Source organism: Aquisalimonas sp. 2447 (assembly GCF_012044895.1).
GTDB lineage: Bacteria > Pseudomonadota > Gammaproteobacteria > Nitrococcales > Aquisalimonadaceae > Aquisalimonas.
Genome location: NZ_CP050695.1, coordinates 3,577,646 through 3,591,485 on the forward strand (window position 1 = coordinate 3,577,646; position 13,840 = coordinate 3,591,485).

The 13,840-nt window shown below is 68.4% G+C and carries 13 protein-coding genes; 6 read left to right on the forward strand and 7 right to left on the reverse strand.

Annotated elements, in window-relative coordinates:
- Positions 1-3 precede the first annotated feature (3 nt).
- The 4 genes from KU884_RS16955 to KU884_RS16970 are packed head-to-tail and all read left to right on the forward strand — an operon-like array spanning position 4 to position 3,180.
- Positions 4-423, forward strand: coding sequence for a 6-carboxytetrahydropterin synthase (locus tag KU884_RS16955; protein WP_167783717.1), 420 nt, complete (start codon positions 4-6; stop codon positions 421-423).
- A complete protein-coding gene (locus tag KU884_RS16960; RefSeq protein WP_254432100.1) occupies positions 420-1,487 on the forward strand; it encodes a glycosyltransferase family 4 protein in 1,068 nt (355 codons plus the stop codon). Before KU884_RS16955 ends, KU884_RS16960 begins: the two co-directional genes overlap by 4 nt.
- Positions 1,484-2,284 carry a class I SAM-dependent methyltransferase gene (locus KU884_RS16965; protein ID WP_167783718.1) on the forward strand — a complete coding sequence of 267 codons (801 nt, stop codon included), beginning with the start codon at positions 1,484-1,486 and terminating at the stop codon, positions 2,282-2,284. The genes KU884_RS16960 and KU884_RS16965 overlap by 4 nt, the downstream gene beginning before the upstream one ends.
- Complete coding sequence (locus tag KU884_RS16970) at positions 2,281-3,180, forward strand: lysylphosphatidylglycerol synthase transmembrane domain-containing protein (RefSeq protein ID WP_167783719.1); 900 nt, start codon at positions 2,281-2,283, stop codon at positions 3,178-3,180. Before KU884_RS16965 ends, KU884_RS16970 begins: the two co-directional genes overlap by 4 nt.
- Here KU884_RS16970 and KU884_RS16975 read toward each other — a convergent pair.
- Positions 3,146-3,991: a RibD family protein gene (locus tag KU884_RS16975; protein WP_167783720.1), complete on the reverse strand. Its 846-nt coding sequence runs from the start codon at positions 3,989-3,991 to the stop codon at positions 3,146-3,148. The two genes, KU884_RS16970 and KU884_RS16975, sit on opposite strands and share 35 nt — an antisense overlap.
- Before the next feature lie 107 nt (positions 3,992-4,098).
- Between KU884_RS16975 and ribA the strand changes: the two genes are divergently transcribed.
- A complete protein-coding gene (ribA, locus tag KU884_RS16980) occupies positions 4,099-5,220 on the forward strand; it encodes a GTP cyclohydrolase II RibA (protein WP_167783721.1) in 1,122 nt (373 codons plus the stop codon).
- Positions 5,221-5,253: 33 nt separating this feature from the next.
- On the opposite strand, the gene KU884_RS16985 is transcribed toward ribA, so the two are convergent.
- Together KU884_RS16985 and KU884_RS16990 are read right to left on the reverse strand one after the other, a co-directional pair.
- Positions 5,254-6,051, reverse strand: a complete 798-nt coding sequence (locus KU884_RS16985) for a creatininase family protein (protein ID WP_167783722.1) — start codon at positions 6,049-6,051, stop codon at positions 5,254-5,256.
- Positions 6,048-6,821: an FkbM family methyltransferase gene (locus KU884_RS16990; RefSeq protein WP_167783723.1), complete on the reverse strand. Its 774-nt coding sequence runs from the start codon at positions 6,819-6,821 to the stop codon at positions 6,048-6,050. Before KU884_RS16990 ends, KU884_RS16985 begins: the two co-directional genes overlap by 4 nt.
- A 126-nt stretch (positions 6,822-6,947) precedes the next feature.
- Between KU884_RS16990 and KU884_RS16995 the strand changes: the two genes are divergently transcribed.
- Positions 6,948-8,534 carry a response regulator gene (locus KU884_RS16995; RefSeq protein WP_167783724.1) on the forward strand — a complete coding sequence of 529 codons (1,587 nt, stop codon included), beginning with the start codon at positions 6,948-6,950 and terminating at the stop codon, positions 8,532-8,534.
- A 10-nt stretch (positions 8,535-8,544) separates the two neighbouring features.
- Here KU884_RS16995 and KU884_RS17000 read toward each other — a convergent pair whose 3' ends face one another.
- From KU884_RS17000 to KU884_RS17015, 4 genes are all read right to left on the reverse strand, one after another.
- Positions 8,545-10,617, reverse strand: coding sequence for a M48 family metalloprotease (locus KU884_RS17000; protein WP_167783725.1), 2,073 nt, complete (start codon positions 10,615-10,617; stop codon positions 8,545-8,547).
- Positions 10,618-10,665: 48 nt separating this feature from the next.
- A complete protein-coding gene (locus KU884_RS17005) occupies positions 10,666-12,213 on the reverse strand; it encodes a diguanylate cyclase (protein WP_167783726.1) in 1,548 nt (515 codons plus the stop codon).
- 171 nt (positions 12,214-12,384) lie between these two features.
- On the reverse strand, positions 12,385-13,437 hold the full coding sequence (locus tag KU884_RS17010) for an alpha/beta hydrolase (protein WP_167783727.1): 1,053 nt from the start codon (positions 13,435-13,437) through the stop codon (positions 12,385-12,387).
- Positions 13,397-13,762: a nuclear transport factor 2 family protein gene (locus KU884_RS17015; protein WP_167783728.1), complete on the reverse strand. Its 366-nt coding sequence runs from the start codon at positions 13,760-13,762 to the stop codon at positions 13,397-13,399. The genes KU884_RS17010 and KU884_RS17015 overlap by 41 nt, the downstream gene beginning before the upstream one ends.
- Between the last annotated feature and the right edge of the window lie 78 nt (positions 13,763-13,840).

Sequence of the window (13,840 nt, forward strand, 5' to 3'; positions counted from 1 at the left end):
GCCATGTACCGTCTGACCGTCCGCGAACACATCATGATCGCCCACAGCTTCCGCGGCGATGTATTCGGCCCGGCCCAGCGCCTCCACGGCGCCACCTACCTGGTGGACGTCACCTTCATGCGCCCCGAGCTGGACAGCGACAACCTGGTGGTGGACATCGGCCTCGCCGGTGAGCAACTGCGCCAGATCCTGGCGCCGCTGAACTACAGCAACCTCGATGAGCAGCCCGAACTGGCTGGCGAGAACACCACCACCGAATTCCTCGCGGGGCATATCTTCCGGCGCATGGCCGCCGCGATCCGCGACGGGCACCTTGGCCCGCAGGCCCGGGGCCTCACCCGCATGGGCGTGACCCTGCACGAGTCCCATATCGCCTGGGCCAGCTACGAGGCGGACCTTCACGCGCCGGGGGCCAACGCTTGAGCTCTCAGCTACACGTCTTCGTCCCCGGGTCTCTGTCCCGACGCACCGGCGGGACCATTTACGACGCCCGCATGATCTCTGCGCTACGCGACCGGGGCGAGAACGTGGTTGTCCACGAGCTTGACGGCACGTTTCCCGCCGCCGACGCAACGGCACGCCGGGCACTGGCCGCAAGCCTGGAAGCCGTACCGGATGGGGCCGTCACCATCCTCGACGGCCTGGCCCTGGGTGACAGCCCGGAACTGGTGGAACCGCACCGTGAACGGCTGTGCCTGCTGGCCCTGGTCCACCACCCGCTCGCCGACGAACACGGGCTTGATGCGGGCCTGCAGCGCCGGTTTCTCGAACACGAGCGGCGTGCCCTGGCGGCCTGCCACGGCGTGATCGTGACCAGCGCCTTCACCGGCCGCCGGGTGGCGCAGCTGGGCGTCCCCGCGGCCCGGGTTCGCGTCGCCGAGCCGGGCACCGACCCGGCGGCGCCGGCCACTGGCCCTGGTCCGGACGCCCCGCCGGAGCTGCTCTGCGTTGCCAGCCTGACGCCGCGCAAGGGCCAGGATGTGCTGGTGGGGGCACTGGCACGGCTCCAGGATCTGCCCTGGCACGCCTCGCTGGTCGGCGCCACCGACGCCGACCCGGCCTTTGCCCGGCGTGTGCAGCAGCAGGTGGCCGAGGCGGGACTGGAGCAACGCATTCACTTGACCGGCGCCTGTGACGGCACCGTTCTGGCGAACCTGTATCGGCATGCCACCCTGTTCGTGTTGCCATCGCGGTACGAAGGCTATGGCATGGTGCTGACCGAGGCGCTCGCCTGCGGGTTGCCGGTGATCAGCACCACCGGCGGCGCCATCCCGGACACCGTGCCGGACGGGGCAGCCCGCCTGGTCCCGCCAGGGGATGCCGACACCCTGGCGGAAGCGCTGGACCACTGGTTGCGTGATCCGCGCGCGCGCGCCGAGGCCGCCGCGGCGGCCGGCACTCACGCAGCCAGCCTGCCGGACTGGCCGCAGGCGGCGATGCTCCTCGCCGAGGCAATCAACGAACTTGCGTTACAGGACACGAATTGAGTACCCGATTCTCCGACGACTGGCTGCACCTGCGCGAACGCGCCGACCAGGAGGCGCGGGCCGCGGCCCTGCTGCCCCCGCTCACTGACTGGCTGGGCGACCGGCGCATCCACGTCGCCGACCTGGGCGCCGGCACCGGTGCCAACCTGCGGTACCTGGCGCAGGTGCTGCCCGCCCCTCAGGAATGGACCCTGCTGGACCAGGACCGGGCCCTGATGGCCGAAGCCACCCCGCCCCGCAGCGGCATCTCGGTCCAGTGTTACCACGTGGATCTCACCCGGGGTGACCCGCTGGCGGCCAGCGGCGTCGATCTGGTCACCGCGTCGGCATTGCTGGACCTGGTCTCCCGGGCCTGGCTGGAGGCCCTGGCCCGAAGCTGCCTGCAACAGCGAAGTGCCGTACTACTGGCGCTGAGCTACGACGGCACCATTCGCTGGGAACCCCGGGCCCGGGGGGACGACCTGGTCAACACACTGGTCAACAGCCACCAACGCCGGGACAAGGGCTTCGGGCCCGCCCTGGGGCCGGACAGCGGACCGACGGCGGACGCCGTGTTCCGGGCCCACGGGTTCCATACCTGGCTGAGCCCGAGCCCCTGGCGCCTGGGACCGGGCCAGGCCACACTCCAGCAGGCCCTGCTGGAGGGGTGGACCCATGCCGCCGTGGAGCAGGCTCCGCATCAACAGCGGGAACTGCACGCCTGGGCCACCCGCCGGCGCCGGAACATTGCCGCCGGTAAAAGTTCGCTGCACGTGGGCCACCTGGATCTTCTGGCCCTGCCGCCGGAGTCGCGATGACGCCACGCAGCCGCCTGTTGCTGCGCATGACCGTGAGCATCGGCCTGCTTGCGGCGGTGGCGATGGCCGTGGATCCCGCCAGCGTAGTCCGGCATCTGGGTAGTCTTCACCCTGGCTGGGTCCTGGCCGCCCTCGCGCTGTCGGCGGTGCAGCTCGCCCTGTCCGCCTGGCGCTGGCACTTCACCGCCCACCGTCTTGGCCTGCGGCTGCGCTGGGCTGCGGCGCTGCGGGAGTACTTACTGGGGAGCTTCGTCAACCAGGTGCTTCCGGGAGGCGTCATCGGCGATGCATCCCGCGCCTGGCGGCACGCCCGGGAGACTGCTCGCACCGGGCCCGCGATCCGGGCAGTCATTCTCGAGCGGGGCTCCGGGCAACTGGTCATGGCCCTGGTCGCCGTTCCGGCGGTGTTTGCCCTGGCTGGCTGGGCACCACCGCTTCTGGCCTGGAGCGCTGCGACCGCCTTCGGACTGATACTCCTGGCGACGTCACCATTGCTGCCGGCAGCACCCGCTGACAACCAGCCGGGCATCCGTGCGGACCTGCGGCGCGCGCTGCTCTCTCCCGGGGCGCTGCCGCTGCAACTGATCGGTTCCGCGCTGGTGGTCGCCACCTACCTGGGTGTCTTCCTGGCCGCGGGCCGGGCCATCGGTGCAACGCTACCCGCCCTGGAGCTGATGGCCCTGGTGCCACCTGTGCTGCTGGCCATGCTGATTCCGATCACCATCGCCGGCTGGGGCCTGCGGGAGGGCGCGGCAGCGACGGTCTGGGCAGCAGCCGGCCACGATCCCGCCGAAGGCGCCGCCATCGCCGTCGCTTACGGACTGCTGGTACTGGTCGCCACGCTGCCGGGAGCCCTGTGTTTCAGGGCCCCGCGCCGAACACCGACGACAGGGTGAAATCGAAAAGCACATCGTCCCCCAACCGGAAATTGCGGCAGGTGGGACGCATGGCCTCGTCCATGGTGCGGATGGGCGGCAGGCTGAGCCCCGGCCGCCCGGAACCGATGACCAGCGGTGCCACGGTGACATGCAGGCGATCCAGGGCGCCCTCGGCCAGGAACCGGGACACAGTCACCCCGCCGCCCTCCACCAGCAGGCGCTGCAGCCCGCGCTCTGCCAGGAGCGCCGTCACGTCGGCAGGCGCGAACGCACCCTCCGGCGCCGGCAGGGTGAGCACCTCCACTCCTGTAGGGCCGGGGTCCAACCCTTCCCCGCGCAGCAACAGCGTTGGCGCCGCACCATCGCAGAACAGCTGATAGCCATCCCGCAGCCGGCCGCTGGGGTCGAGAACCACCCGCACCGGCTGCTCACCCGGCACGTTTCGCACCGTCAATCGTGGATCGTCGGCGGCGACAGTCCCGGGGCCGACGATCACCGCATCCACCAGTGCCCGCAGACGGTGCAGGTGCCGGATATCCTCGGCGCCGGTGACATAGCGGGAGTGGCCGCTGTTGGTGGCAATGTGCCCGTCCAGGCTCTGACCCAGCTGAGCGATGGTGTAGCGCGGCTGCAGCACCAGCGGCAGGTACAGATCGAGCTGCGCCCGGGCAGCCTCATTCACCGGCAGCAGTGCCTCCCACGTGCCATCAGGAAAGACGCGCACGGCCTCCTGGCCGTCGAGCCGCAGGATCCCTGGCGCGACGCTATCGCGTTGCAGTTTGCAGCGGCGCAGCAATGCCCACGCCGCAGTGCCATCGATACGCTCCATGGACCGGATACTCCCGTCGGGTCGCCACCGGAGACAGACCACCGGGGCCACTTGCGTTACACTTTATGTTTTCTAGAGTATAGTCCTACAAAACCTGGACAGAGTATATGCAACAGGCAGAACGTGCCATTTTCGATCTTCGCCGCGGACAACCGGTGCGGGTCAAGGACAACAACGGCGACGTGGTCGCTGTGGCTGTGGAGAATCTCACCACCGACACGCTTGCATGGATGCGCACGTTCTGTGGCGGGCACCCCGGCCTGATCATCACACCCAACCGGACCCGCGCGCTGGGTCTGGAACCGGGTAACGCGCCGGCGGTGCGTCTGCCGTTGCGGGACGACGTCGCAGTGGAGGACGTGTTCGCCCTGGCCACGGCGGTGTCCGACGACCATCCCCACCACGTCCACCCCAGCCTGGCGCCGGCAACGCGCCCGGAGCATGCTGCGCTGCATCTGACCCGCGCCGGCAAGCTGATTCCGGCGGCAGTGTCCGTGAGCGCAATGGATGTGGCGGCCACGGAACGGCTTGACCGACTGGAGGCCGACGGCACACTCCTACGTGTGGCCCCGGGCGACGCCCTGGCGGTGACCGCCACGCCGGCGCTGGAAATGGTCTCCGTGAGCGACGCCTACGTCCCCCTGGAGGACGCCGCCAACACCCGGTTCATGCTGTTCCGCGAGGCCAACGGGTTGCTTGAACATGTGGCCGTACTCATCGGCAACGAACCCGACTGGCCCGACCCACTGCCAGTGCGCCTGCACTCCTCCTGCCTCACCGGAGATCTCTTCGGCAGCCTGCGCTGCGACTGCGGTGAGCAGCTGCGCAACAGTGTCCGCGCCATCAACGAGGCCGGTGGCGGGGTGCTGCTCTACCTGGCCCAGGAGGGGCGCGGCATCGGCCTGGCCAACAAGCTGCGCGCGTACACCCTGCAGGACACCGGCATGGACACCCTGGAGGCGGACTGCTCCCTGGGGTTCGGCTCCGATGAGCGGCGCTATGAGGCGGCGGTGGAAATGCTCCAGCACCTGGGCGTACGGCGCATCTCCCTGCTTACCAACAATCCTCTGAAGATCCAGGCCCTGGAGGACGGCGGCATCACGGTGGCGGACCGCAGACCGCTGCACGGCTCGCTGAACCCCCACAACGTGCGCTATCTCAACACCAAGGCGGATCGCGCCGGCCACTGGCTGGATGAACTCCTCTCGCGGGCGGTACCGGACGACTGAAATCGTCATTGCCAGCGGAGCGACAACAAAAAATCAGACCGGCACCAGCCTCTCCAGCGGAAAGCGCCCCGCGTCCTCAATCAGGGCGGCCAGAACACCGCCGTAGTGAGCCACCAGTCGCCCCCCGGTCTCCGCGTCCGCTGCTGCAGCATTACCGGCCACACCACTGGGATGGAGGTCACCGGCAAGCCAGGCGAACGCACCCGGCCCTTCGGGCCGCAGATAACTGCAGGTGCGCTCCAGGTCCTCGCCGAGGGAACGAAAAGCGGCCAGGTGATCCGTGTTCACCCGCTCCGGCGCCAGGTGCAGCATCATGGCCGTCTCCAGGGCGCCGCCGTGGAGGCCGTGGCGGAGTTCGGTGACATCCAGCAGCGGTGGCTGCGGCGACGGAAAGCGGACATAGCTGGCCTTGACCACGAGCATCCCGCATTCCCGACGCAGTCGCAGGGCGGCCATGTCCATGGCGGCATGATTGCCACCGTGACTGTTGCCAAGCACCAGGCGCCGGATGCCGGCGGCGGCGACGGCACGCCCCTGGGCCACCAGCACATCCACCAGGAGTTCGGGAGGCAGGCTCAACGTCCCCGACCAGGCCAGGTGCTCACTGCTGGTACCTACCTGCACAGCAGGCAACAGCAGCACCGGCAGATCAGCGGACAGTACGCTCATGGCGTGCTGCAGCAGCCCCTCGCCAATGATCAGGTCGGTGCCCAGGGGCAGATGAGGACCATGCTGCTCCACCGCCGCAAGCGGCAACACCGCCACCGTATCCTCGCCGCCCATGCCCGCCAGTTCCGCCGCGGTGAGATCCATCCAGTTGCGCACAGTCATCCGTTCTCCTCCCGGCGGTCAGGCAGGTGCCATGCGTACACGTCCCCCGAGGACAGGCCTTCAGCACCCGCCGCCAGCCAGGCATCCATGGCGGCTGCATCGCACCAGTCATTGAACAGGAACGCTCGCCCCTCTCCGGCGATCACGTTGTACCGGTAACGCCCCAGCTCCTCCAGTCGGCCCACACACTGCCGCGCCGCACCCAGGCAACCGGCGACGAATTCCAGGGACAGCCCGGGCACCGGATGGCTCAGCCCGGCAAGCACCAGCGCCTCGAAGCCTTCCACGTCGATCTTGCAGAACGCCGGCTCGCCGTGCTCATGAATCAGGGCATCCAGGGTGACCACGGGCACGGTGACGGTTTCCTGCCAGGCAACGCCCTGGAAGCCGGGGTTCGCCGAGGCGACCGACTTGCGCCAGACACCACTCATTGAGGACACTGTCGGATTGCCGATGCTGACGGCAAGCTCGGCGGTGCCGGGTTCAGCGCCTGCTGCAGCACAAAGCAGCGTGACGCCGGGGCGGCGACCGGCGATGCGCTGTAGCCAGCGGTAGACGTGGGGTTGGGGCTCCAGTGCCACCACCCGGGCACCCAGTGCGGCGAAGGCCAGGGTCCGGTCGCCCAGATGCGCGCCGACATCCAGCACCAGGTCACCGCGACCGACGAAGCGGCCGTAGAGCCGGCGCAAGCCGCGCTGTCGGCCGGGGCGCCAGTAGACGAGCAGCGAGCGTAGCAGCCCCAGTTGCAGGTGCAGTGTTGCCGAATCCATGGGCGGTAATCTCGTGATCTGTTGCCGAAAGCCGGGATCTGCGTCACAGGGTCGCCGCGCCGGAGGCAGTATCCTCCAGATCGACAGTGTATTCGAGGACACGCGGACCAGAGTAACGGAACCGAGATGACGGGTCGCACAGAGGACAGGGAAGTGGCAACCGCCGACGTGGACGTGACCACGCTACAGCGTAGCTGGAATCGCGTCGGCAACGATGGCAGCGGTGTCGCGTGTTTCCGCGGACAGGCGGCGGAACTCGCCACCGCAGCGCGGCATAACGGCCAGCCTCGGGTCGCCGAATTGGCCATGATGATCGAAGTGATGTGCGACCCGGTGGCCGAGGGCGAGGAGTCAGTCACCCGCGAGTTCGCCAGCATCATCGGCAATTACCTGGATGCGCTGGACCAGGTCCAGAGCGGGTATGCGGAGGGTGGCGCGGCGTCGCCCCAGGAGCACCTGTCCCACGGCGAAGTCTTTCTGCTGGCTGATCAGCGGCAGACCGACGCCCAGGACATTCGCCGTCAACTCGCCCATTTCGGTTATCAGGTCACCACGGTGGCCGACCACGACGCACTTCTGAAGGAAATGCAGCGGGCGATACCTCTGGCCGTGGTGATCGATCATGACCATGCCGCCGGCGGCGTGGCGCTGGACGACATCCCGCCCCCTCTGCGGCAGGCCGGCGGCGAGAACCTGCCCATTGTCATGATCAGCTCAAGGGGCGACATGGCCACCCGTCTGCAGGCGGCCCGCGCCGGCATCCAGGTCTACCTGGTGAAACCATTGAGCCCCCACGACCTGATCGATCAGCTGGAGCAGTTTGCCCCGGCCACCGCACCGGAACCACTGAACATCCTGCTGGTGGAAGACAGCCGCACCCAGGCCATGTACTTCTCCGACATTCTGGAACGGGCCGGCATGCAGGTTTACGTGGAAGCCGATCCGCTGCAGGTGCTCAACGCCCTGGAAGACCGCGCCATCGACCTGATCCTCATGGACATGTACATGCCCAACTGCAACGGCCATGAACTGGCCCGAGTCGTCCGCCAGGTGCCCCGCTACGCCAGCATCCCCATCGTGTTCCTTTCCTCCGAGACCAAGGTGGAACGGCAGCTGGATGCCATGAGCCGCGGCGGTGACGATTTCCTTACCAAGCCCATCGAAGCGGAACACCTGATCCGCTCCGTGACCATCCGTGCCGAGCGGGCCCGGACGCTGCGGTCGCTGATGGTCACGGACAACCTGACCGGGCTGCTCAACCACACCCGCATCAAGGAGGAGCTGGAGAACGAGGTCAGCCGCAGCCAGCGGCGCGGCGGCCAGCTGGCGTTCATCATGCTGGACATCGACCGCTTCAAGTCCATCAACGACACCCACGGCCACCCGGTGGGTGACATGGTCATCCGCAGCTTGGCCCGGCTGCTTCAGCAGCGCCTGCGCCGCTCGGACGCCATCGGCCGCTACGGTGGCGAGGAGTTCGCCATCATCATGCCCGATGCCAGCAGCGAACAGGCCGCCAGCATTCTCGACGGCATCCGCCGCAGTTTCGCGAGCCTCTCCCATGACGGCGCCGGGGAACCGTTCAGCGTGACCTTCAGCGCCGGCGTCGCGGGCTTCCCCGCTCTGACAACGGCCGACGCCCTGACGGCGGCCGCGGACGCCGCCCTGTATCGCGCCAAACACCAGGGCCGGAACCGCATCATCGAGGCCTAGTGTCAGCAGGTCACTCAGCCTCGGCCGATGCCTCCCCGGAGACACCGCTCATGGCATCGGTGGGCAGGATCAGCGGCACCGGCAGGTGCAGCGCCACCACGATCACCCGCAGCAGTTCCGCTTCCGCCACACTGACCTCACCGGCATGGGCGGCGGCCGCCGCCAGGCCGCGGGTCAGGTTCTGCCGGCCGTCGGCATCCAGCGCCGCCAGGGTATTCAGGGCACGGGTCATGGGTACGATCCAGGCATCAGGCACCTGGCGGCTCGGTGGGCTGGGCACCAGCATGGCGGCCATCCCCGCCTGGTAGGCACCCTCGGGATCCTCCGGGCAACCATGGCTGGCCAGCAGCCCCAGCACCAGGGCCGCCTCGTCCATGCACGCGTGCATTGGCATCGGCTCGCCGGCGTCGCCGCCGTTGTCACCCATGAGCTGCAATTGCAGCAACCGCGATACGGCATACTCGTGGACATCCCGTGGGCCACCGTTGCAGCGAAGCAAGCGCCCCACCGCGGCCAGCAGCCGGGCACGGTGCGCCTCGGGCAGATCCGTCAGCACCGGCAGGGCCAGCTCCAGCAACGGCAGGCGATGGGCGGGCGTTGGCAGGCGTCCGTATTCGGCGAGGAGCGCGACCACGTCGGCGTGCACCGCATCACCCAGCGTCGCGGTGACTTCCTCGAGCTGCCGGCGGCGCGCCTCCACGTCGTCGGCCAGCAGCAGATACACCGCCAGCGAGCGCACCCGCGCGGGGTCGGTGGCGGCATCGTGAAGGGGGCGCGCCACACCCACAAGCTCCGCGCGATTGCGGCGCAGCCCCAGTGTCTCGGCCTGGCCCGCGGCGGCAAGCGTCGACAGCAGCACCGCATCGTTGAGGGGGCCACCACGCAGCGCCGAGGGCACGCGGGATTCGTCCCCCGTGTCCTCCATGGCGTCGGCGGCGATGTCCGGCTCGCCACGCTGGCGCTCCGCCTGGCGCTGCTGCATGAGCTCGTTCATGCGCTGGCGCACGTCATCCAGCTCCCAGCTGCGGTAGCGCGGCTCCAGGGCGCTGATGCGCTCCTCCACCGGCGGATGCGTCGACAGCAACGGCAGTATTGCGTCGGCGAACCCCAGCCCCGGGGCAAACAACATGTGGCTCACCTCCTGGCGCCGGCTGGCAAGCAGGGCGGAACCCAGGCGCCGCCCGGCCGCCACCTTCTTCAACGCGCCGGCAAGCCCCTCGGGATAGCGGGCGTACTGCATTGCCGCCGCATCCGCCAGCCACTCGCGCTGGCGCACGATGGCCGCCTTGACCAGACGGCTGCAGAACACCCCCAGCAACCCCAGGAGGTACATGCTCACGCCGAAGGCAAGCGTGCCGGCGCCGTGGGGATCCCGGTCACGGGTCACGCCGGGCGCCCGCCGGTGACTGCCTCGCCCGTGCCTGGGCACGCTCATGTAGATGGTGCCCTGAATGGCCACCGCCTCCAGGCCGTGGACGATGGCCAGGAGCCAGCTGTTCAAGCGGGTATCACCGTTGACGATGTGGCCGATCTCGTGGGCCACGACGCCCTGGAGTTCATCGCGGGTGAGCTTGTCCAGCGCGCCTCGGGTCACCGCGACCACGGAATCCGCCGGCGTGAGCCCGGCGGCGAAGGCGTTGATGCCCGGCTCCTCCCGCAACACATAGACGCCCGGCGTGATGACGCCTGCGGCCAGGGCCATTTCCTCCACGACATTGCGCAGACGCCGCTCACCGGGATCGTCGCTGTCCGCCTTCACCGGCTCGCCACCCAGGTCCTGGGCAATAACCCGGCCGCCGGAGCGCAGGCGCAGCACCATGCGCAGCATCGCCCCGCCCATGAGCGCCAGCAGCACCAGACTGAAGCCCGTCATCAACCCGCGGGCGTCGGCAATGCCCTCGGACAGCTGCGCAGGCTGTCCGGAGGGCGCGGACAAGCCGGGAAGGAACTGGGGATGAACCATGAACAGCAGCAGGGTGTTCACCAGGAACAGCAGCCCGGCGACCACCAGGGCGAACACACCGATCAGCATCCAGGTGCGCATGCGCGCCTGGTCCTGGCGCTCGAAGATTGCGGTTGGCATGAGCGGTCCTCCCTGGACGCGGCGCTTCCTGGCGCCTTCCTTTACTCGCTACGCCAGGCGCACCCGGTTGCGCCCGCTGCGCTTGGCAGCATACATGGCCGTGTCGGCGGCGGCGAGCAGGTCCTCGGCGCTGTCGCCGTGCTCCGGGAAGGCGGCCACGCCGATGCTCACCGTCACCCTTACATCGCCGCCCCCCTCCACCGGCAACGGCCGTGATGCGACCAGGTCACGCAGGCGTAGCGCGCCCTCCTCGGCCTCGGCCGAGGTCATCTCCGGCATCACCACGGCGAGTTCCTCGCCGCCGTAGCGGGCAGCGTAGTCAACGTTGCGGATATTGTCCCGGACCAATCCGGCAAGGGCCCGCAGCACGTCATCGCCGGCCAGGTGCCCGTGCGTGTCGTTAATGGCCTTGAACTCGTCCACATCCAGCCATATCAGGGCCAACGGGCGCTGATAGCGCCGGGCGCGCTCCACTTCCTCGGCGAATTGCTGATCGAACTCGCGCCGGTTGTAGAGCCCGGTGAGTGGATCGCGGATGGCGAGGGCGGCGAGCGCCTGTTCCATCTGCTTGCGCTGGTCGATATCCATGACAATGCCTTCCAGGCGCGTCTCACCCGCCACCTGCTCGGCCCGCCCCTGCTCCCAGACCCAGAGTTCATGGCCGGCGCGGTGGTGCAGCCGGTACTCGAAGGCGTAGGGGCGTTGCTCGGCGATGGCGCGCTGGATTTCGGCGATGGCCGCGGCCAGGTCATCCGGCCGCACCAGGGCGCCGAAGGCCACCACCTGGTTGTCGATGAGCTCCTCGGGGGCATACCCGGTGAGCGCACGACAACCCTCGGAGACGTATTTCATGGTCCAGGAATCATCATTGAGGCAGCGGTAGGCCATCCCCGGCAGGTTGGCCATCAGCGTGGCCAACTCGCGCTCACGCTCCTCCAGGGCCTGCTCCATCTCACGGCTCCGGGTAACGTCACTGCCGATGGCCACTACGCCCAAGGGGCCGCCATCGGAATCGTACAGGCGGCGCGACGACCAGCAGATGAGCCGCTCGGCCCCTTCACGGGCGGTGATCCGGGTCTCGAAGTCGTTGAGATCCTCGCCGCGGGCAAAGGTGTCACGGATCGCAGCCATGACCCTGGCCTGGTAGGCGGCCTCGGGGTAGAGCCAGTCCCACACCGCCGCCGACCCCAGGACCTCGTCACGGGTGTAGCCGCTGATCTGCTCCGCGGCGGTATTCCAGAGGGTCACCCGCCCCTCACGATCCACCACATTGATCCAGATGCTGGCGTTGTCGATCACGGCTTCGCGGAACTGGCTCAGGCCCTCCAGATCCCGACGCTGCCCCTCACGCTCGGCCAGCTTCACGGAATCCCGGCGGAATTGTCCGCGCAGGATGATGAAAAAGATGGTGGCGGTGGCGGCAACGAACAGCCAGCCCTTGATGGTCTGTGCGGTGGTGAGCATGCCGGTGCCGGCAAACAGCCAGTCGACCGCCTGATCGGAGAAGCCGATCCACAGGATTCCCAGAAACGCATAGATCAACGCGAAACGCGCAGCCCGCCCCGCCGCGCCGGGGCGGTTGTCCCCCTGTGTCATACCACCCTCACTACCCGCCGCGATAGCTGCCGGACCGGCGCCCAGCGCCCCTCCGGCCGTCAAGGAAGCGTTGTTGTGCTTTTCGGACAGTCTGCTTGTCTTTGGTGGAAATGGGAATGCCGGCGGTCATTCCGCGCAGTATGACAAGTCGCACGGGATTTCCCGGTGTTGTCAGCCATTGCACAGCGCCCGGTGTGCTCCACTGCGACTCAGTTCGTGGCCCGAGGGCAGAGGGGCCCCGATGTCATCGAGCCAGGCATTGATGTCGGCATGCACCTGCGCGGAACCGGAATAACGGGTGAGCATGTGGTAGCCGCCCGGGTAGAGCACGAAACGCCAGGGGCGAAAATCCGGATCGGGCAGCCGCCGGAGCATCATGCACACGGGCTCGGCTGGAATGATCTCGTCCTGGTCACCGTAGAGGATGAGGCTCGGGCCGGGCAGTTCAGTGCTGGCCTCCAGGGCCGCGTCCATCAGGTCCGACAGGCCATCGATGGTATCCACCCGCGCCTCCCGCTGCACGCGGGGGTTGTCCCGCATGGCCTGGCGCACGTCTTCGTCATCGGTGGGCAGAATGCCCATTGCTTCCGCCAGATCCACGGACAGCCGCATGCCCGGCGTAACGGCCTCCCCCACCCGCAGCCCCAGGCGCTGATACCAGGGCATCACCTCCTCGCCCCAGACCGCCGGCGCCACCAGGATGCTGCCGGCCACCGACGGGGCGTCGTCGCGGGTCAGCGCCAGCATGGTTACAGCGCCGCCCATGCTCTTGCCGAGCATGAACAGCGGCCGCTCGGGATAGCGCTGGCGCAACAGGCGCACAGCGACAATGGCGTCGTCCACCAGCAACTCCTGGCCGGGCCAGACCCCACGCGGCGCCGCATCCCCGAAACCACGCTGGTCATAGGCATACAGGGCGAAGCCGTTGGCGGTGAAATCATCCGCGAGCACGCTGAAAGCACCGCCGTAATCATTGAAACCGTGGATGGCCAGCACCACGCCGCGGGGTTCGCTCTCCGGCGTCCAGCGGTGCAGCGGCAGGGCATAACCATCGGTGGCAATGATCCGGTCCGCCTCCAGCGCGGGCGAGCCGCCGCCGGGGCCCACCGGCCGTTCCGCAGGCCGGGCACAGCCCATCACCAGGAGGGTGAGCATCAGCAGGATGATGCGCAGAGGGGCGCGGCTATCCCACCCCCGGGAACAGCTCGCGGTACAGTGACGCATCAAACAGCACCTCGATCCGGACGATCCGGCCGTCCTCGACCCGGGCCCAGTGGGCCAGGTCGACGGCGTGGCGCTCGGAAATCTGCACATGGTAGACGAGAAAATGGCAGACATCGCCGCCATCCGCGAAGACCTTGCGGACGTCCACCCGGCGGACGATGCCGCTGCTCATGAAGGACTGGTTCACCAGGTCATCGGCGCTGTCCAGCCGACCCAGCGGGCTGACATGCTCGAACCCGGTATCCGCCAGGTAGCCGCGTGCAGCGCGGTAGTCCTGCGCCTGCACGGCCTGTAGATACTGCTCCACCAGGGTTTTCGGATCCATGAACGATCCTCTGCGCCAACGCCCGTTCGCAATCGTGTCACCCCAGTATACGTTGCCGACAGCGACGGCGTCGCGCCA

Bases quoted from the DNA above. Each gene is read 5' to 3' on its own strand.
- KU884_RS16955 (WP_167783717.1), top strand. From the start codon at position 4: ATGTACCGTCTGACCGTCCGCGAACACATCATGATCGCCCACAGCTTC.
- KU884_RS16970 (WP_167783719.1), top strand. From the start codon at position 2,281: ATGACGCCACGCAGCCGCCTGTTGCTGCGCATGACCGTGAGCATCGGC.
- KU884_RS16975 (WP_167783720.1), bottom strand. From the start codon at position 3,991: ATGGAGCGTATCGATGGCACTGCGGCGTGGGCATTGCTGCGCCGCTGC.
- ribA (WP_167783721.1), top strand. From the start codon at position 4,099: ATGCAACAGGCAGAACGTGCCATTTTCGATCTTCGCCGCGGACAACCG.
- KU884_RS16985 (WP_167783722.1), bottom strand. From the start codon at position 6,051: ATGACTGTGCGCAACTGGATGGATCTCACCGCGGCGGAACTGGCGGGC.
- KU884_RS16990 (WP_167783723.1), bottom strand. From the start codon at position 6,821: ATGGATTCGGCAACACTGCACCTGCAACTGGGGCTGCTACGCTCGCTG.
- KU884_RS16995 (WP_167783724.1), top strand. From the start codon at position 6,948: ATGACGGGTCGCACAGAGGACAGGGAAGTGGCAACCGCCGACGTGGAC.
- KU884_RS17000 (WP_167783725.1), bottom strand. From the start codon at position 10,617: ATGCCAACCGCAATCTTCGAGCGCCAGGACCAGGCGCGCATGCGCACC.
- KU884_RS17005 (WP_167783726.1), bottom strand. From the start codon at position 12,213: ATGACACAGGGGGACAACCGCCCCGGCGCGGCGGGGCGGGCTGCGCGT.
- KU884_RS17010 (WP_167783727.1), bottom strand. From the start codon at position 13,437: ATGCGTCACTGTACCGCGAGCTGTTCCCGGGGGTGGGATAGCCGCGCC.
- KU884_RS17015 (WP_167783728.1), bottom strand. From the start codon at position 13,762: ATGGATCCGAAAACCCTGGTGGAGCAGTATCTACAGGCCGTGCAGGCG.